General features: G+C 57.1%; 16 protein-coding genes. All 16 read right to left on the bottom strand.

All coding sequences use genetic code 11. The features are described from left to right. Positions 1-75 precede the first annotated feature (75 nt). A complete protein-coding gene (gene rfbC, locus ABE456_RS11375) occupies positions 76-618 on the bottom strand; it encodes a dTDP-4-dehydrorhamnose 3,5-epimerase (protein WP_346643992.1) in 543 nt (180 codons plus the stop codon). A 34-nt stretch (positions 619-652) separates the two neighbouring features. Beyond that, positions 653-2,656 carry a nucleoside-diphosphate sugar epimerase/dehydratase gene (locus tag ABE456_RS11370; protein WP_346643991.1) on the bottom strand — a complete coding sequence of 668 codons (2,004 nt, stop codon included), beginning with the start codon at positions 2,654-2,656 and terminating at the stop codon, positions 653-655. 60 nt (positions 2,657-2,716) lie between these two features. Continuing rightward, positions 2,717-3,730 carry a glycosyltransferase family 4 protein gene (locus ABE456_RS11365; protein WP_346643990.1) on the bottom strand — a complete coding sequence of 338 codons (1,014 nt, stop codon included), beginning with the start codon at positions 3,728-3,730 and terminating at the stop codon, positions 2,717-2,719. A gap of 272 nt (positions 3,731-4,002) precedes the next feature. Further along, positions 4,003-4,968, bottom strand: a complete 966-nt coding sequence (locus ABE456_RS11360) for an SDR family oxidoreductase (protein WP_346643989.1) — start codon at positions 4,966-4,968, stop codon at positions 4,003-4,005. 1 nt (position 4,969) lies between these two features. After that, the gene (locus ABE456_RS11355) at positions 4,970-6,106 is read right to left on the bottom strand and encodes a glycosyltransferase family 4 protein (RefSeq protein ID WP_346643988.1); all 1,137 of its coding nucleotides are present in this window, start codon (positions 6,104-6,106) and stop codon (positions 4,970-4,972) included. Between the two features lies 1 nt (position 6,107). Then, a complete protein-coding gene (gene asnB / locus ABE456_RS11350; protein WP_346643987.1) occupies positions 6,108-8,060 on the bottom strand; it encodes an asparagine synthase (glutamine-hydrolyzing) in 1,953 nt (650 codons plus the stop codon). A gap of 36 nt (positions 8,061-8,096) precedes the next feature. Then, positions 8,097-9,170 (bottom strand): glycosyltransferase family 4 protein, encoded by a 1,074-nt coding sequence (locus ABE456_RS11345; RefSeq protein ID WP_346643986.1) that lies wholly within the window; start codon positions 9,168-9,170, stop codon positions 8,097-8,099. 29 nt (positions 9,171-9,199) lie between these two features. Continuing rightward, positions 9,200-10,117 (bottom strand): glycosyltransferase family 2 protein, encoded by a 918-nt coding sequence (locus ABE456_RS11340; protein WP_346643985.1) that lies wholly within the window; start codon positions 10,115-10,117, stop codon positions 9,200-9,202. Further along, entirely contained in the window at positions 10,107-11,339 is a 1,233-nt protein-coding gene (locus tag ABE456_RS11335; protein WP_346643984.1) for a hypothetical protein, read from the bottom strand. Before ABE456_RS11335 ends, ABE456_RS11340 begins: the two co-directional genes overlap by 11 nt. Next, complete coding sequence (locus tag ABE456_RS11330) at positions 11,326-12,612, bottom strand: oligosaccharide flippase family protein (protein ID WP_346643983.1); 1,287 nt, start codon at positions 12,610-12,612, stop codon at positions 11,326-11,328. The genes ABE456_RS11335 and ABE456_RS11330 overlap by 14 nt, the downstream gene beginning before the upstream one ends. Before the next feature lie 99 nt (positions 12,613-12,711). Beyond that, entirely contained in the window at positions 12,712-13,737 is a 1,026-nt protein-coding gene (locus tag ABE456_RS11325) for an NAD-dependent epimerase/dehydratase family protein (RefSeq protein ID WP_346643982.1), read from the bottom strand. 47 nt (positions 13,738-13,784) lie between these two features. Beyond that, positions 13,785-15,062 carry a Vi polysaccharide biosynthesis UDP-N-acetylglucosamine C-6 dehydrogenase TviB gene (gene tviB, locus ABE456_RS11320; RefSeq protein ID WP_346643981.1) on the bottom strand — a complete coding sequence of 426 codons (1,278 nt, stop codon included), beginning with the start codon at positions 15,060-15,062 and terminating at the stop codon, positions 13,785-13,787. Between the two features lie 106 nt (positions 15,063-15,168). After that, complete coding sequence (locus ABE456_RS11315) at positions 15,169-16,230, bottom strand: Wzz/FepE/Etk N-terminal domain-containing protein (protein WP_346643980.1); 1,062 nt, start codon at positions 16,228-16,230, stop codon at positions 15,169-15,171. 233 nt (positions 16,231-16,463) lie between these two features. Beyond that, entirely contained in the window at positions 16,464-17,888 is a 1,425-nt protein-coding gene (locus ABE456_RS11310) for an MBL fold metallo-hydrolase (protein ID WP_346643979.1), read from the bottom strand. 102 nt (positions 17,889-17,990) lie between these two features. Next, complete coding sequence (locus ABE456_RS11305; protein WP_346643978.1) at positions 17,991-18,254, bottom strand: lipopolysaccharide assembly protein LapA domain-containing protein; 264 nt, start codon at positions 18,252-18,254, stop codon at positions 17,991-17,993. A gap of 19 nt (positions 18,255-18,273) precedes the next feature. Beyond that, positions 18,274-18,576, bottom strand: coding sequence for an integration host factor subunit beta (gene ihfB, locus ABE456_RS11300; protein WP_010952810.1), 303 nt, complete (start codon positions 18,574-18,576; stop codon positions 18,274-18,276). Positions 18,577-18,902 lie beyond the last annotated feature (326 nt).

Here is an 18,902-nt window from a genome sequence, read left to right as displayed (position 1 = left end):
CTTGGCAGGCAAACCGAGCGGCGGCTAAAAGATGTCATCGTGCTAGTCAATCAGGATGGCACGCCTATCTCCCGCCTAGTCGAAACATTCCATATCCTGCAACGCTTTGCCCAGGCGGTCTTTATCAGACAGCAGCGGCTGCTCAACAGGCCATTGAATGCCGACTGCCGGGTCATTCCAGGCCAGGCAACGTTCATACCGAGGGGCGTAGTAGGCGGTGGTCTTGTACAAGAATTCCGCCTGTTCGGACAACACGACAAACCCGTGGGCAAAGCCTTCGGGCACCCACAGTTGGTGCTTGTTATGCGCCGAGAGCCGGGCACCGACCCAGTGGCCGAAGGTGCGGGAAGAGCGGCGCATATCTACCGCGACGTCGAACACTTCGCCGGCCACCACCCTTACCAGTTTTCCCTGGGGCTGGCGAAGCTGGTAGTGCATGCCGCGCAGGACGTTTTGGCGCGAGCTGGAGTGGTTGTCCTGAACGAAGTTAACGGGGCGCCCAATGGCGCTTTCGAAGGCTGCGTGATTGAAGCTTTCGAAGAAAAATCCGCGGTCATCAGCGAAGACCTTTGGTTTAAGCAAAATGACTTCGGGTATTGCAAGAGGCGTTGCTTTCATTGGACTGCCTTCTAATCCGCGCACCATACCTGAATCAGGGCTCTAGGCGCCGCTGTTGGTAAATCCAGTCAACAATCTCGCCTTCCGGCGAATAGCCACTCACAGTCTCACGCAGTAGCTGCCGTACCCGCATGAAATCATCCACTTCCACTGCAGCCAACAGCTGCCGCAGGGTGTCCTTCAGCGAATCCCATGCGAGCAAGTCTTCGTTGGCACTCATGATCATCGGGTGGCGGGTGGCAATGACGTTATCGCCAATCAGCAGTTCCTCATACAGCTTTTCCCCAGGCCGCAGCCCGGTGAACTGGATGGAAATATCGCCCATCGGGTTACGCTCGGAGCGCACGCTGAAACCAGACAGGTGGATCATCTTCTCGGCCAACTCCACGATCTTGACTGGCTCCCCCATGTCGAGCACGAACACATCGCCGCCCTTACCCATCGAACCAGCCTGAATAACCAGCTGAGCTGCTTCGGGAATGGTCATGAAGTAGCGGGTGATCTTCGGGTGGGTAACCGTCAGCGGTCCGCCGGCCTTGATCTGCTTGTGGAACAGCGGAATCACCGAGCCCGAAGAGCCCAGCACGTTGCCAAAACGCACCATGGTGAAGCGAGTCTTGTTCACCTGCGATACTTTGCCGCTGTCGCCGAACAGCACCGGTGCCACTTCGCGACTCAAGGCCTGCAGGGTCATTTCGGCGAGGCGTTTTGTACTGCCCATCACGTTGGTAGGGCGTACTGCCTTGTCCGTGGAAATCAGCACGAAATTGGCAACGCCAGCCTGCAGGGCGGCTTGGGCGGTGTGCAGGGTGCCGATAACATTATTCATCAAGCCTTCGGCAATGTTGTGCTCCACCATCGGAACGTGTTTGTAGGCGGCTGCGTGGTACACCGTGTCGACTCGCCAGGTTTTCATGATGTCAAGCAACTGCGGTTGGTTGCGTACCGACCCCAGCATAGGCACCAGGCATACCGACAGCGACTCTCGAGCTATGCGCTGCTCCAGCTCGGAGAGGATGCTGTAAAGGTTGAATTCGCTGTGGTCGAACAGCAGTAGGTTTTTTGGCGCCTGGCCTAAAATCTGCCGACACAGTTCCGAACCGATCGAGCCGCCAGCACCGGTCACCAGCACGGTCTGCCCGACAATGCAGCGCTCCAGCAGGTCGGCTTGGGCGGGCACCGCATCGCGGCCAAGCAGGTCGGCAATGTCTACCTCCTGGATGTCGTCCACCTTTACCCGGCCGCTAGCAAGGTCCATGAAGCTGGGGATACTGCGCACGTGCAGTGGGTAGCCCTCAAGGAAGTTGAGGATCTCGCGGCGACGGGTGCGAGTGGAAGACGGTATGGCAAGCAGGATTTCCTGGGCGCCAGTTACATGGATCATGTCTTGCAACTGCTCGGGACGGTACACCTGCAGGCCGGCAATCACCCGGTCGGTAATGCTAGGGTCGTCGTCAATGAACGCGACTGGGCGTAGCGCCTTGTCAGCGCGCAAGGCGGCAACCAGTTGGTTGCCTGCGCCACCGGCGCCATAGATGGCCACCCGAGGCAAGCCGTCGTTGCGGCTAGTACTGGTAAAGGGTACGTGCTGCGCGGCTGCGGCAAACCAGTCGCCCAAGAAGTACTGACGCATAGCCAGGCGCAGACCACCAATCATGATCAGGCTCAGCCACCAGTAATTGAATGTGATGGAACGTGGCACCACGTTCTGATGGTTACCGGCCCAGTAGATGATAAAACCGAGAATAAGCGCAGAAAGAGTGACAGCCTTGGTGATGGCGATGAGCGCGTCGGTACCGAAATAGCGCATTACGGCGCGGTAAAGGCCAAAGCGGATGAACAGCGGGATGCCTACCACCGGCGCAGTAAGGAACAGCCAGCCGTGGTCGAGGATGGGGTTGGCCAATTCATCGATTCCAAGACGCACAACAAACGCCAGCCAGAGAGCGGCCCAGATCAGAACGATATCGGTCAACACCTGAAGCAGGCGTTTGTGCCTCCGAGGTAGAGCAAGCAGTTTAGCGCGCACCTTATCCATTGCTCCTCTTGAACGTTTCCAGAAATTCCCTGACATCGAGTCGCTCATAGTTCCCTTAGGTCACTCTTCAATTTCGCCCGCGCGAAAGCGCACCGCCAACAGCACCAACGGGATATAAGCCAGTACCACGCCCACTGCGCCATCCAAGCCCAGCCGAGCAACGCAGAAGGCTATTGGCAGTAACCAGCACAGGTTCAGTACAGCAACCGCCAATGTCACCGGCAAGTGCCTGCCAAACTTTCGCGAGGCGAACTGGTAGGCATGACTGCGGTGAGCCTCGTACACCTTGTCGCCACGCAGCAGGCGGCGCACCAGGGTGTAGGTCGCATCGACGATGAACACGCCGAGCAGGATCAGCCAGCACCAGAGCAAATCAGGCGACACCCAGGCCGCCTGCAACGACAGGCCGCCGAGGATAATGCCGAGGAAGCCACTGCCTGCGTCACCCATGAAGATCTTGGCAGGCGGGAAATTCCAGTACAGGAACCCTGCCACCGAAGCAGCCAGCAGCAGGGGCAGCACGGCATGGCTGAGCAATCCCGCCAATGAGTATAGCGAGGCAGCCCCAAGGCACACGGTGATGGCCTCGATGCTGGCAATGCCGTCAATGCCGTCCATGAAGTTGTACAGGTTGAGCAACCACACCAGATATACGGCAGCGAGCACGCCCCCCAGCCAGCCCAGGTCGACTTGCCAGCCGAACAGCGTCAGCGCTGGCAGGCCGCCCATCCACACGAGCATCCAGGCGGCAGCGACGAAGTGCCCCAGCAAGCGCCAACGGGCCGGAATGTGACCGTGGTCGTCCATGAAACCGATGATGGCAATCAGTGCGCCCCCGCCACCCAGGGCAACCAGTGAACGGCTGTCCTCTGCCCCAATCAGCATCGCGCCGACAATGGCCAAGAGAAATGTCACCACAATGGCAACGCCGCCGCCACGCGGCGTAGGCACGGTGTGCGAACTGCGGGCGTTAGGCACATCAATGACACTGCGCGCTAGCGCGTAGCGGCGCAAGCCGGCGGTCATCAGCAAGGACAGCAGCAGTACAGCGGGTAAAGCCCACAAAAGCATCATCGGTTGTCGTTTTCCTTATAGTACTTGGCCGCTACCAGTAGAGCTGCATCCACCAGAGCCCGGGGTGTCAGTCGAGCAATGCCCGGGTCTACCGATATCAATCTGCAACGAAGCGCACGATCCTCATTGGCCGGGATGCCAGGCAAGCGGACCGAAAGCTCGGTGGCGGACAGGCCTTCGCCAAATTGCCCAATTTATTGTTACTTCCGTACAGATCGCATGACATCAGAAGACACTCACGCCATATGCGGATATTCCTGACAAACCCTGCCTTAGCCGTCATGCCTCTGTGACCGCTTGAAATGCTCACCCGCTTGCATCAGGGCTGCTTCAGCGCTGATCGGCGGCCGCCATCCCAATAGCAATCGAGATTTCGATGCATCAACCTGAAGTGAACCACACAGCTGGGTATAGACATTTTTTTTCCCTACCAACTGTGCCCCTATGGCCATCAAACCGGTAGGCACTGGCAGCAGAAGCACGCGGCGCCCCATGCCGCGCCCCAGTAGCGTGAGCATCTGAGGCAGCGATACGTCCTCATCGTCGCTGACATGGAATGTTTCGCCTGCCGCCGCAGGATGACAAACACACAAGGCTATGAAGTCGACCAGGTTTTCCAGCGCCACCATGCTGCGCTGGTTACTCACATAGCCGAATGGCAGCGGCACACCAAGTGCCACCAGCTTTAACAGCCGGGCAAAGTTACCTGGGGCATGCGCTGCATAAACCAGCGGCGGCCGTACGATCACCAGCTCAACCCCACTCGACTGCGACAAGGCCTTCAATGCCTCCTCGGCTTCGAACTTCGAACAGGCGTAGTCGGCATGCGGCGCTGGCGGCGTGGTTTCGGTAAACGGCTTGCCTTGGGTGCTACCGCCGACCACGCCGATGGAGCTGATGAACACGAAGCGCTTGAGGCCGGCGTCGATAGCTTGCTGAAACAACGCTAGCGCCCCATCCACGTTCACCCGCCGAAACTCCGTGAGTGGATCTTTCGACTGTTCATTCAGCACGTGAGCGCGTGCAGCCAAGTGCACAACCACACTCACTCCAGCCAGGGCTTGAGACCAGTCGGTATGCTCGTCGATATCACCTACCGCTACAAGCTGTGAGCGGCCAAGGGCTTGTGCGGGCAACGCACGAACCGCGCCCACAACTTCAATGTCCTCGGCACCTTCAAGACACTTGCAAAGTGCCTGACCAATAAAGCCCCCGGCACCGGTAACCAACACCTTCATATCACTGCCCCCGTGCAATCCCCATTTCAGTGAGCATGACAGCGTTCACCGAGTGGACGTCATAACGCTGTTCTGCAATTTCCCTGGACCGCCGCCCCATGCGCGCAACCAGTTCGGGCTCTAGCACGAACCGCTTCATCGCCTCGACCAACTGCTCCACACTCTTCACTGCAACCAACATACCGTTGTCTTCCGGCACCACCGTTTCACGGCAACCGGGCGCATCGGTGGTTATGATCGGCCGCCCCATCGCCATGGCCTCAAGCACAGTCCGCGGGGTGCCTTCTCGATAAGAAGGCAAGACGTAGACACTACAGGTCTCGATCGCCGGACGGACATCGCTCATGCGCCCCAGATACTGCAAGGTGCCTTCAGCAATCCAGCAATCCAGTTCACGCTGAGAGATGGCATCCGGGTTGTCGTCAATCCAGCCAACCAGCGCAAAGCTGGCCTGTGGATAGAGTTGGCGCATTCGCTGCGCGGCGGCGGCGTACTCACGTACCCCTTTGTCACCCAACAGCCGAGCGATCAACAGAAAGCAGGGCGCCTCTGGCAACGGTGCAACCGCAAACGACGCCACGTCTACGCCCGAGCCATTGACCACGCAAGAGGGCACACGTTCGGGCAGAAGCTTCAATGCGCGAAATAACGCCTCATCGTCCGGGTTCTGAAAGAACACCTTATGCGTACAACGCAAGGCTGCACTGTACAGACGTTGCACCACCCGGCGCACGATACCCCGCTTTCCTTCCTGCTCTGGCTGCTGGAAGGCATAGCCCAGCCCGGGGATCAACGCAAAGCGCCGCGGCACTCTCGCGAGCCAGCCAGCTATCGCACCGTAAATGACTGGCTTGACTGTATAAGCCATCAAATAGGTTGGCCGGATCTGGCGCATTAGGCGCCAAAGCTGCAACAGCGAACGAACGTCCGCCAAGGGGTTCAAGCCCACGCGCTGCAGGCCGATGTTGTGCACGATGATGCCCTTGGCCTCGAACGCTGCCCGCACCTTGCTGCCAGCATCCAGATCGGGTGAGGCCACATGTACCTGCATACCTCTGTCGCGCACAGCCTCAAGCAGCGCCCCACGCAAGTTCAGCAGCGAGTCTGGATGACTCGAGATCATAAGAAATTTTTGCATTTTATTGCTCTGAATACCAAGCCTGGAACATGAGGACGTTCCACAGGTGGTGCTGCCAGTTACGTCGACCACTCAAATGCTCTTGCCACATCCGAGTAACCGGCTCGGGGTGGAAAATACCTTCCTGGCGCAACCTGGAAGGGTCCAATTGCGCCTCTGCCCACTCGCGCAGAGGGCCTCTGAGCCAGCTGTCCAGTGGCAAGGCAAAGCCCTGCTTGGGGCGCTCAATCAGTTCACGCGGTACATGCCGGTAGAGCACCTCGCGCAGCACTCGCTTGCCCTGCCCCTCATGAATCTTGTAGCCAAGTGGCAATGTCCACGCCAGCTCGACAACCCGTGGATCAAGCATCGGCACCCGGCTTTCAAGGCTCACGGCCATAGCGGCGCGATCGACTTTGACCAAGATGTCATCGGTCATGTATGTCTGGGCATCCATTGCCATCATCGTATGCGCAAAATGATCGGTAGATGGCCACTGCGCGCTGGCACTGAGCAACGTCTCGGGCTCCACGGCGCCGATGATCAGGCTGGAAGGGTCTTGCCAATGGCTCGTCAAGGTGCGGAAGAATTCGCGCTGATCCGCTAATCCAAGCAGCCCTGCCAGTTTGTGCGCCTTGTCACCCGGCGTTGAAATCTGCAAGCGAGACGGTATGGCTGGTTTGAGAAGCCCGTAGACATTGTCCCACTGCGAAGACGATAACGAACGCAAGGCCAACGAAGCCCCTTTGCGTGCGAACGCCGGCAACCGCGACAGCCTGCTCCACACCTTGTTACCCATCAGGTAACGGTTGTATCCGCCGAACAGTTCATCGCCGCCATCACCGCTCAAGGCAACCCTGACATGCGTGCTGGCCAACTGGCTGACCAAAAAGGTCGGGATCTGCGAGCTGTCGCTGAACGGTTCGCAATAGATCGAGGCAAGCCGCGGAATGACCGATTGGGCATCGCTGGGCGTTACATACAGCTCGGTATGATCAGTACCTAGATGACGCGCAACCTCTTTTGCAAATACGGCCTCGTTGTAGGCGGACTCACCAAAACCGATCGTAAAGGTACGCACAGGCTGACGGCTCTGCGCCTGCATCAAGGCGACAATGGTACTGCTGTCTACTCCACCACTAAGAAATGCCCCCAAAGGAACGTCAGATAGCATTTGCTCACCTACCGTCGCCGACAACTGCCGCTCAAGCAGGTCGGTGGCCTCAGCAAAAGAGCCCTCAAACGGCTTGCGCAACCCCTGCTCGACCACCTCGTTGAGTGACCAGTATGCAATGGGCTGGGCACGGCGGGCTGCGTCAGGCTCTCCCAGAGGAAACTTGATGCAGTAACCAGCGCGCAGTTTATGGATGCCCTTGTAGATACTGTAGGGCGCGGGGATGCAGTTGTGACGTAGCAGCAACGTCAATGCATCTCGATCGATCTCCTTCGTCGCAGCCGGGTGGCACTTCAAGGCTTTCAGCTCGGAGCCGAACAACAAGCTGCCGCCCTGCCACCCGTAATACAACGGCTTTTCGCCAAAACGGTCACGCGCCAGGCTCAGTGTCTGCTCCAAACGGTCCCACAGCGCGATGGCAAACATGCCAACCGCTTGCTGCAGCGTTTTTTCCAGCCCCCACGCCGCAATACCAGCAAGCAGTGTCTCGGTGTCCGAGTGCCCCCGCCATGCAGGTGCATGCCCTTGCGCCTCAAGCCTGGTACGCAGCTCCAGATGGTTATAGACCTCGCCGTTATAGACCATGATGAAGCGGTCGCAAGCGGATGCCATCGGCTGGTGGCCGGCTGGCGACAGGTCGAGGATTGCCAGGCGTCGATGACCTAAGACAAGGCCGATCGATTCGTCCATCCAGTGTCCAGCGTCATCAGGCCCCCGGTGGATGATTTCAGTTGTCATTCGCCCGATAAGCGCTGCCGCATTCGGCAGGCCAGGGCTATAAAATCCAGCAATTCCACACATTGAGGCGCACCTTGTGAATTCGACTTTGCAAGCTCATCAACCTGTCAGTCTTTTCAAGAGTTTTTCGAGAGCAGGCGCCTGCGCCTGTATCGAGTACCGGGACTCCACCGCATGCCTGCCAGCCAAGCCCATTCGCGTACGTTCTTCAGCCGAAGCCAGCAACCTAGACAATGCCGCCAGCCACTCGGCTTGATCACTGGCGAGCAAACCGCAGTGGTTGTCACCCACGATCTCGACGTTGACCCCAACCGGCGAGGCAACTACGGGTAGACCACAGGCCATGTACTGGATCAGCTTGTATCCGCATTTGCCCTTTTCCCACGGACCATCGATCAACGGCATGATCCCGACATCCATGCGCTCAATCAGCTGAGCTTCACTCTCTTCACTCCACGGCAGGGTTTCAACCTCGATGCCGGGTAACTGATCGGTGATATGCGAATTCGCACCTACCAGCATGAGTTTGGCACCGTATCGGCTACAGGCCTCGCGCAACGCCGCATGAATGCTGACGACATACTTCTGGGTCGAAGGCGAACCGATCCAGCCGATCGTCAACTGCTGCCCCGCGCCCCGCTTGCTTACCCGATAACGGGAATGATCGACCACGGTCGGAACAATCTCGACACACTCGGCACCTGCTTGCCTTGCCCGGTCCGCCAAATACTCATTGCCAGCAACAACGACATTCGACGCACGCATCACTTGGTCAATCTTTTTGCCCAGTAACCGGCGTATCCACAACTGGGGAGAGAGATCATAGTTATGGAACACTGCGTCATCGTAATCGACGAGGTACCGGACGCCTGCTGCCCGCAGCCAGCGCTCGAGTATCGCGGGCACGAAAGGAAATAGCTCTTTCTCAATCCACACCGCGTCGTAATGACGTGCTCGGATCAAGACCGCCACTCGCTTCAGGTAGTAGCGCAGGAGTTTGACAGGTGAGCGTCTGGACGAGGAATACAGTTCGTTCAGATAGTCCTCACCAAAGAACGCGCTGACTTCAAATTCGAGCCCGCTGTCCTGCAGCGCAGGGATGTATTGCAACATCCTCAAGCGGCTACTCGCACCCATGCGCGTGTAGCGGCTGAGGATAAGGACTTTCTTCATGGCTTTGCCCGAATCCTTATTCAAGCCCTTCATCGCGTCTTACCCGTAGCCAACCACTCGCCCAGCCAGACGTACAACATACGATAGGCCTGCAACGTCTCCCTGGCCCCCTTGCGCTTGAGCAGCGCCAGACCGACACGCAGAAATGGCTCGGGCACCATGGTGGCCAACAGAACGACACAGCCAGACACCCTTCCCAGATGCTTGAAGGCGTAGATTATCCTGCTTCTCAACGAGTAGAAGAGTCTTCGCGCCTTGACTTGGTCCGACGTCCCCCCGCCTTTGTGAAACGCCTTGACCTCGGTCAGATACTCGATGCTGTACCCTTCATCCTTGACCCGTTTCGACAGGTCCAGATCTTCGAGGTACACAAAGAAGCGCTCATCGAACCCGCCCAACTGATCAAAAAGCTCACGTCGAATCAGATAGAAAGCACCGATTACATGGTCCACCGAGCGGTCCGCATCATGCGCCCACTCGGCCATGAAAAAGCCCAGACGCGGCACGAAACGATCCAAACCCAGCGCGTGGGTAACGAAGCTTGCCGTTGTAGGCAAACGCGTGCAGCTGCGGGCTATATGGCCGCTCTCTTCTTCCAGCTGCACTCCACACACGCCAACCTTGGCATTGCGCGAATCACGCATGAACGACAAGACATAATCCAAGGTACCTGAATACACGGCTGCATCAGGATTGAGGAACAATACAAAGGGAGAACGCCCCTCGGCAGCACCTAGGTTGCAGGCACGCGCGAAACCAAGATTGGCGCCGGTGCGTAAAACGCTGACGCCCTCTTGTTCCAGACCGAAATCAGAACCATCGGTGGAGCCGTTGTCCACCACAATGACCCGGACCTGGCCCATGGTGATACTCGCCTGCAGCGAGTTGATACAGTCGCGGATCTGCGTGCCCGAATTCCAGTTAACGATAACTACATCAATGTCCATGAGCCAAGTTCCTGTCGACGCTCTCTATCAGCCGGTGATTCAACAAGGCCACAGGCACGAACAAAACCCACATGTAATCGAATTTTGCCAAATACGGATTGGTCGCTGTCGCCAACAAAAATGAAATAAGCCCGCACAGGTAATAGAATTCAAAGCTGTCGCGCCCCTTGCGGCGTACTTCCCGCGCCAGGAATACCATCAGCAGGAACACACCCATCGCATAAATAGAGAAGCCCAGCAGGCCATACTGAAAAATCAGCGCGACATAAAACAACTCGTACGCCCACGGCATCTCTTCAGAGCGAATATAGTCAGCCACCGCACCCGCACCCGCACCCCAGAAAGGATGAGCATAAATGCCATCCATCAACGCAACAAACTGGTACGTTCGCTCCAAGTTGCTGGCGCCGGCACCAAACTCAAAAATCGAGGAAACGCGCTCGTAGATGTATTCAGGCCACAGCGAATACATGAACGCTGCAAGGAAAATCGCACCACTGACAGAAAGGCCTACTTTGAATAGCGCCGATCCACGCCCACCCGGAGCGCCCCAGCTCATGCAGTAGGCAATGACCGGCCCAAAAATCGCTGTTACCAAAATGACTCGCCGCCCGGAAAGAAGAACGACCAGCACCAACCCGAGGAATGTCACCAGCCCAGTCAGGTTAATGCGCTGGCAAATGATCCGGCACAACATGAAAGACAACAGAAAAATCACACTAGAGACGTTAGGCAACGTAAATTTCAAGTACCCCGCGCCATGGTCGACGACTGCCTCATCACCATAGAGGGCACGCAATGTCGCGCCTAGCGGATTGCCTGGCAGGACGATTTCACCCAGTACGAACCCCAGGTCGATCATCACGATCAGCAACCCGGCGAACACCAACAAACGCTCCAGCCCGTGACTGTCCCCGCGATAAAGCATCGCGAGTATCGTGAACAGTACCGGGTACACCACCATCACATTGAGCACGCGCAGTGCTCCCAGGTTGCCCACCACGGTGCCATACAAGGACCAGCCGAGCCCGATGAAGGAAAACACCATCGCAGCACAGATCAACCGTTTATCAAGCCTGCCTACCCCCCCACCGCCCACGAGTAGGCAGCCAAGGGGCAACACAAGGGCCACGGTCTTGAAGGCAGTGAAGCTCGTTGGAAAAACTAGGGACAGCAGCAGTATCAGGCCCGCCACCTGCCGAGCGAAGTTACTCAACGGCATCGACTAAACCCCTATCGCCTTTTGCACGCGACACGGCCCAACCCAGCAACAGCGTATCCAGCAGCGTGCGCAGCATCCAGGCGATCGCCGCACCGATGACACCCATGTCCTGAATCAGCCAATAGAGAGCGCCGACAAACAACGGCAATTCTATCAGGTGGAAAATGGCAGTGATTTTGGTCTGCCCCTGAGCATGCAAAAAGGCATACAACATGGCGCCTAGCGCGTTCAGGAACACGCCCGCGCACAGGATCCGGCCCACCGCCACCGACTCCGCTGTAACGTATTCCCCTACCCACAGGTTGAGCACGATCGGCATCAGCAATGCCATGACACTCATGACAACCAGCATCATCAAGGCCACCCGCAGCGTCCAGGTGCGGAATAATGCCCACGCCTTGTCCACGCCCTGCTGCATCAATGCGGCGATTGCAGGAAACGCGACGGTGGTGACCGCACCGACCAAGATCATGGCCTGCACGGTAATTTCGTAAGGGATTACATAAGCAGTAACTGCAGCGGCAGATAACAGGATACCTACAAAAAATCGATCGGCTTGCACCAGGAACGGGCTGACAATGCTGCTGACCGTAACCCATCCACCAAATTGCAACAGTTTTACTGCCTGCTCTTTTGCGTATCGACCCGGGCCTTGACCATGCAGGCAACCTTTGGCGCTGATCCGATAGATAACCAGAGCAATCGCGCGCGAAACCACCAAGGTCGATACCAACCACGGCAGCTCATGGGTGAACTGGGCTACCAGGTATGGCCCTCCGAAGTTGGCAACACCCAGGCCTATTCGTAACAGGCTTATACCCTTGAAGTTCAGGTAGGCCTCATTCACCCCTCGGTACGTAGCGCTCACCGCTTGCATCGGCAACGCAAAGGCCAGGAGTATCAGGGAAAATGTGATTTCAGAAGCGGGTATGCTCTGGCGCGGAATGAACTGCTGCACGTCGGCAGCTGAACCCAGCACGATCACTACCAAACCGACGCCACCGACCACCGAGGTCAAGGTGACTGCCGTCGCAATGGCATCGGCAATGATCGCATCCTGCGGACCGTCTCGCAGCGAAGCGATGCGCTGGGTCAATGCGCGACCGATCCCCAGATCGAGCGCACCGGCGTAGCCGATCAAACCCCAGGCGAGTGCAAGAAGGCCAAAACGCTCAGTACCTACAATCGAAATCAACCCCGGAACTGTAAGTGCAGCGATGATCAGCGGCAGGCCCAGGCCGAGTAGATTCCAAACGATATTCTTGTAATGCACTGCGTCCTCTCACACCAATGGCAGCCGAGCCGGGGCTGCTTTACAGCGCCGGCGGGCTCAAGCCAAATGCACATTCAAAGCTATTGAAAAGGCTGACGTTCAGGCCAGGAAATCTATGTACCAAGGCATCGCCTTGGAAATACCCTTCTTGACGTCATAAGCAGGTGCATAACCCAGGAGCTTCTGCGCTTTGGAAATGTCCGCCTGCGAGTGCCTCACGTCGCCAGCGCGAAACTCTCGGTACACGGGAGCTTTGGTGTAGTCGACCCCGTTCTCTTGCAGCCCTGTACGCAACGCCTCGAACAACTGATTAAGGGTGGTACGACCACTGACCGCCACGTTGTAAATCTGATTGACAGCAGCTGGATCCACGCTGGTCGCAGCCAGAAGGTTCATCTGCACCACGTTTTCGATGAAGCAGAAATCGCGGCTAGTTTCGCCATCGCCATTGATGAACAGATCATCCCCGCTGACCATGGAAGCAAGCCATTTAGGAATGACCGCCGCGTAGGCACCTTGCGGATCCTGCCGACGCCCGAACACGTTGAAATAGCGCAAACCAACACTGTTGAAACCGTAGCTTTTAAAGAAAACGTCGGCATATAGCTCGTTCACATACTTTGTCACCGCATACGGCGACAAAGGCTTGCCAATCACATCTTCCACTTTCGGTAAGCCGGGATGATCGCCATAGGTAGAGCTACTTGCCGCATAGGTAAAACTTTTCACCGCTGCATCACGACCGGCAACCAGCATGTTAAGGAAGCCGTCGATATTAGTTGCATTCGTAGTAATCGGATCATTCAGCGAGCGCGGCACCGAGCCCAGTGCCGCCTGGTGCAGAACATAGTCCACATCGCAACAAGCCTTACGGCAATCGTCCAGATTGCGAATATCGCCCTGGATAAAGTTGAAGCGGCCCCATTGCTCGGCACTCACATTAGACTTTACTTCGTCCAGGTTGCGCTGGTGACCCGTGGCAAAATTATCTAAACCCACTACCGCCTGGTTAAGCAACAGCAGGTGCTCAAGCAGATTGGAGCCAATAAACCCTGCTACACCCGTGATCAGCCATCGCTTGGGCGCCTGCGGGAGCGATTGCTGAAGAATTTCGTATGCCGTCATTTTTCATCCCAACTTGCAATAATTGACGAACCTGATGCCACCGCCAATTACAGGCGAATATCGGAACTCTTAGCATCCAGCAGATACTTGAGGTCGTAGAGAACGTGGTCTGGCTTGCCATAAGCGCGAATGGCGTCCTCGCCAAGCGCTTTGAACTCCTGATGAGCAACAGCCAGGACAACGCCATCGTAGGTACCGGCTTGAGCCGTAGCCACTGGAGTAATGCCATACTCATGTTGAGCTTCGGCGACATCAACCCAGGGATCCAGAACATCGACAACAATGCCGTATTCGTTCAATTCAGCAATAACATCAACGATGCGTGTGTTACGCAGGTCGGGACAGTTTTCCTTGAACGTCAGCCCCATTACCAGAACGCGCGCGCCTTCGATTTGAATGCGGCGCTTGAGCATGCCCTTGACCAACTGCGTAGCGACATAACGGCCCATACCGTCGTTCAACCGCCGGCCAGCCAAGATGATCTCTGGATGATAACCAATGGCTTGAGCCTTGTGCGTGAGGTAGTAGGGATCCACACCGATACAGTGCCCACCAACCAGCCCAGGGCGAAATGGTAAGAAATTCCACTTGGTGCCCGCGGCTTCAAGAACGGCCTCTGTATCGATCCCTAGCCGATTGAAAATGATCGCCAGCTCGTTGATCAATGCAATGTTCAAATCACGCTGGGTGTTTTCAATCACCTTGGCTGCCTCAGCAATTTTGATGCTCGCTGCCTTGTGCGTGCCCGCAGTAATGATCTCTCGATAAAGCTTATCAACCACCTCAGCAACCGCTTCGGTCGAACCTGAAGTAACTTTTTTGATCGTCGTTACGCGGTGCTGTTTATCACCAGGATTGATACGCTCTGGGCTGTAGCCAGCAAAGAAATCCCGGTTAAAGGTAAGCCCGGAAATACGCTCCAGCACTGGAACGCAGACTTCTTCGGTCGCCCCTGGGTAGACTGTTGACTCATAAATTACGATATCGCCGGCTTTCAAGACGCGACCGATAGTTTCCGATGCCTTCACCAACGGCGTTAGATCGGGTTGCTTATACGCATCGATCGGCGTAGGGACCGTAACAATGAACACGTTACAACCGCGCATATCTTCGACGTCAGCGCTATAGCTCAGCAAATGGGCGCTAGCGAGGTCTTCAGCGCTTACCTCTTGAGTAGAATCGCGCCCCACCTTCAATGCGTCGATCCGCGCTTGATTTATGTCAAAACCAACCACTTCGCGACGCTTGCCGAACTCGACCGCCAGTGGCAGACCAACATAACCCAAACCAATAACTGCCAGCTTAATATTCATGAGTAATATCATCTGTAGAATTAAACTCGGCCATGCGAGTTGATGCGCTCGCCTCGCTGCTCTGCAGCATGCCGATATTTGAGGTCAGATTTTTGCGCCTTGACCAAGCAGGTGACTATCACTGCCTGGCACTGTTCGCGAGCCGATTGGTGATCAAGTAGGCTCGTAACAAGGCAATCAAGGTTCCGAGAAGCACTCCCAGGAACGCGCTCAACACCACGATGACAGCCTTTTGCGGTTTGATCGGCTTGTCAGGGACATCCAAGCCCCCATCCTGACGATAAACTTCAACTACCGACGGGTCTATTTGTAGCGTTTCGTAGAAAGCTATCGTTTCCTGATTCCGCCGCAAATTATCTACAAAGGGGTCGTCAGAGGTACGGGCTCGCAAGTTTTTGAGCTCCGCCTCAATCGCACGGCTGCCCCTCATGTATATCAACGAGCCTTCCATATCTGCCGACAGCTCGGAACTAGCATTACCGGAAATAATAGGCGGCTTTTCCAACCCGATCGACTGAGCCACAATCAACGCCTCGGACAGACGAGCGATACGGTCCTCGCGTACTTTGCGCGTTTCTTCTCTGGCGGAGCGAATCTTTTCTTTGAGGTTGTTTGCCTTGACCACGGCATCGGCCCGCACATCGCCGATGACTTCATTCTTGGCCCGCTCACCGGCTAGTTGCGCATAACGCACTACCCAATCTGCCGCTTGCTGGGGATCCTTGGAGGTAGCAACAATCTGAAAGCGCCCAGGAGAGTCTTTGACTGCGACCGGCCTGGAGACCGCCAGATTGAACTTTGCATACAGCTCATCTTGAACGCCGCGCTGCTCAGCCTCAGGCAGAGACTTCAAATAGACTTCACGATAAAACTGCCGACGTAGTGATTCGGACTGAATATAGCGTACATAGCTTTCATAGACAGTCTTGACCGACAGCATGGGCAACCCGCTCTCGCCACCTCGTCCATAATTGAGTTGTGCGATGTCCTTCTGAGCAGGTGATTGGACGAAAACCTTAGCCTCGTACAATGGAGTAGCCAACAGTGCATAGATGACCCCTACCAGCGTAGCCATCACCGTGGTGAACACCACCACCCACTTTTGCTTCCACAGCTCCCCGATCAGCTCCACCAGATCTACTACAGACTTGCCTTCTTGGCGCTCACGTTCATTGCGCATTTATTCTAAATTTTCCTTGGCTCACTCTGCTTTCTGACATCATCAAGACACCGGCCAACTAGCCGAACGCCAAAATGCATAAACCTTGTCATGCCAGTCAGGCCTGGCCCTACAAGGTAAGAGGGTAAGGTCAATCTGCACCCTGCCAATGTTTTAGCACAACGCATCGACGATAGCTCAGAAATTTTGGAGCCCAAAAAAGCCAGAATGTTCCCCGGCGCGATGACCTCTGATCAGTTGTTCGACTCCGCTAGAATAATCTCCATGCGTTGCTCCCGCACGTCGCAAGCTCTGGCTAGAGCCTGGGCCAGCACATCCTTGGCCTTGGCCTCGCCATGCACAAGCACTACCCGACGCGCAGGCACCTGCCCCTGCAGGGCAAACCGTACAAGCCCAGCCTGATCTGCATGCCCGGCAAAGCCAGCCAGCGTCATCACTTTGAGCCGCACCTCATACATCCGCCCATCCAGGTCAATCTGCACAAACCCTTCCGCTCCTTCACAGGCCTGTATCACCGCCCCCGGCGTGCCCTTGGCCTGATACCCCACAAACATCACCTCATGCCGCGGGTCCTCGAGCATGGCCTTGAGGTAGTTGACGATGCGCCCACCCGAGCACATACCGTTACCAGCAATCACGATCGCTGGCCGCCCGGTACTTTTCAGGTAATTGACCACCTGCTGGTGGCGGGCATGGGTGTCCACGCTGATCAACTGGCTGAAACCCAGCGGGTCACGCCCCTCGGCAAGGCGCGCCTTGGCTTCGGCATTCCAGTATTCGTGCAGCTCCCGGTACACACCGGTAATGCGTTGAGCCAGGGGCGAGTCGAGGATGATGGGCAACTGCGACCAGTCGAGTGGGTCACCATCGGGGGCCGGGCCGGCTTTGTTCAGCAGCGCCTTGCGGTGAAGAATGTCCTCGAGTTCGTACAGCAGCTCCTGGGTACGGCCAAGGCTGAATGCCGGGATGAGGATAGTGCCCTTGTCGGCCAGGGCACGATCGATGGCAGCTTCCAGCCGTTGCTGACGGTCGCTGACAGGCGCGTGCAGGCGGTCACCGTAAGTGCTTTCCAGCACCAGCACGTCGGCCCGCTCCGGGGGCTGCACGGGGCGCAGCAAAGGGTTGCCACACGCGCCGAGGTCGCCGGAAATCACGTAGCGAGTGCTGGTTTGCTCGTACTGCACGTCGCATTCGACATAGGCCGAACCCAGCAGATGGCCGGCACGCTGCAGGCGAATACGACAGGTGAGCCCGGGGCGCTCGACCAGTGTGTGCCACTGCTCGAAAGGCAGGGGCACGATAAGGTCGCGCAAGAACTCAAGGTACCGCGCCACATGGGCAGGCTCACTGCTGATGCTCAGCTTGTAGGCGTCTTCCAGCACCAGCGGCAGCAACCGGGCGGAGGGCTCGCTGCACAGGATGGGGCCACGGTAGCCGGCGGCCAGCAGGGCCGGGATGCGACCAACGTGGTCGAGATGCACATGGGTGATGATCAGGGCCTGTATGCCCTCTACGCCGAAACCGAGCGGCGCCGCCTCGGCGCCTTGCTCCAGGCCACAGTCGACCAGCAGGCTGATGGACGGATCGAGGTGCAACTGGTGGCAGGACCCGGTGACGCTGCGGGTACCACCGTGATGGGAAAGAACGGGATATTCCATGCTGCGCACACTCGTCTGGGCCGAAAATGAAGTGCGCTATTACTCCATGACGGCCGGTGCAGGCATAGGTGAGACTTTCCCAAACGGCGGTAGGAAACTTCCTTAGTTACCGTTCAGTGCTGCCTGGCGGGCAGAAGCCTTGATCTTGCGCTTGCTGCGCTGCACGCCGTAGGCACCCAGCAACGGTCCGACTGCCAGGCCAATGACCAGGGCGGCCAGCACCACTACGGCAACCGGCATGGCCGGCGCTGCCCAGCCGAACAGGACCAACGACACGGTTTGCTGGTTCTCCAGCACGAAGAACAGCACCACAGCCGCCAACAGCAGCACGAAAACCGCCGCCAGGGCGCGCTTGAGGTTACGCATCAGATTGCTCCTTGTGGAATCAGGTGTGGGCCTCTTCATGCTCGTCTTCATTGACCCGGTCGCGCAACTCTTTGCCGGGCTTGAAGTGCGGCACGAACTTGCCTTCAAGGCTGACCGACTGGCCGGTCTTCGGGTTACGGCCCACGCGAGGGGCGCGATAGTGCAGCGAGAAGCTGCCAAAACCGCGGATCTCGATGCGATCGCCGGTGGCAAGGCATTGTGACATCTGCTCAAGCATGGTCTTGATGGCCAGCTCCACGTCCTTGGACGAGAGCAGCCCCTGATGGGTGACAATACGTTCGATCAGCTCCGACTTCGTCATATTTTTCCCTTCGTTATCAAGCAGCTAGATCATTGCTTAACCAGTTTGTAGCACGCCGGGAAGGATTTGAACAGAGCGGTTCTTGACTTAATAAAAAAATTCAAGATTGAAGTTTTGCAAGAATGGTCTATTCGACAGAGGTGGCAGGATCGGCCTCATCGCCGGCAAGCCAGCTCCCACAGGTACTGCGCAGCTATCAGGCTCATGTGGTACCTGTGGGAGCGGGCATGCCCGCGAACACCGGCGCAGCCGGTGCCATGCACCGCGTTGAATTCTTCGCAGGCGCGCCCGCTCCCACAGGGTACGCGGAGCACCTGCCAGCGCAG

This window comes from Pseudomonas sp. TWI929 (assembly GCF_039673335.1).
Taxonomy (GTDB): Bacteria; Pseudomonadota; Gammaproteobacteria; order Pseudomonadales; family Pseudomonadaceae; genus Aquipseudomonas.
This window is presented reverse-complemented; position numbering and strand designations above follow the sequence as displayed.